The 764-nt window shown below is 80.0% G+C and carries 1 pseudogene; it reads right to left on the bottom strand.

The annotated features are described in order from the left end of the window. Positions 1–26: 26 nt before the first annotated feature. Positions 27–764: pseudogene (locus tag DMH12_RS38680) on the bottom strand (hypothetical protein); the annotation flags it as partial.

Raw genomic sequence — 764 nt, 5'->3', positions numbered from 1 at the left:
GGGCGGTGGGGTCGCGGGGGCGGATTTCACGCGGTGAACCCGGCGACGCGCAGGGCGTGCACGAGGTCCCGGTGGCGTTCCCGGGAGACGCCGTGCGCCGCCTCCAGCAGCAGCGGCACGAGCGTCTCGGGGTCCGGTGCGGCGCTGCGGGCGGCGTCCTCGGGGGTGCGGGAGCGGACGCAGGCGTCGAGGAGCGCGCGGGCCTCTCGATGCCGGCCGTCGGCGACCAGGCCGGCGACGGCCGCGCCGATCTCGGCGGCGGGCCGTACGACGCCCTGCCGCAGCACCTGCTCGGCGTCGGCCGCGCGCCCGGCGAGGGCCAGCGCGTCGGCGGCGGCGACCAGGGGGCCGGCGGGCAGCGAGGCGGTCTCCCACAGCAGGGTGGTCCAGTCGGCGCCGAGCCCGGCCCGCTCGAGCCGGGCGGCGAGCAGCGGGAAGCGGGTGGCGGGTCCGAGGGCCGCCTCGGCCAGCAGCGCGTGCGCCTCCCCGCTCATCCCTCCGGCCCGCAGCCGCGCGACCCCCTCGACGACCGCATCGACGGCGGCCCGATCCCCCTCCCCCGGCACGTCGGGGGCCCTCGACGCCGGCTGCTCCACCGTTTCATCGGCCCCCGCGAACCGCGCTCCGCGTGGCGTACGCCCGCCCGGTGCGGCCGGAACCGGCACCTGCCCGGGCACGGCGGGGCTCACGTCCGCGTCAACGCCTCCGGCGAAACGGGCACCTCCACGGCGGCGTTTGCGCTGGTTGGGCGTGGGGGGCGGGGA

It is taken from the genome of Streptomyces sp. WAC 04229 (genome assembly GCF_003947455.1).
In the GTDB taxonomy this organism is placed as follows: Bacteria; Actinomycetota; Actinomycetes; order Streptomycetales; family Streptomycetaceae; genus Streptomyces.
The sequence above is the reverse complement of the archived record's forward strand: the minus strand, read 5'-3'. Positions and strand labels throughout refer to the sequence as shown.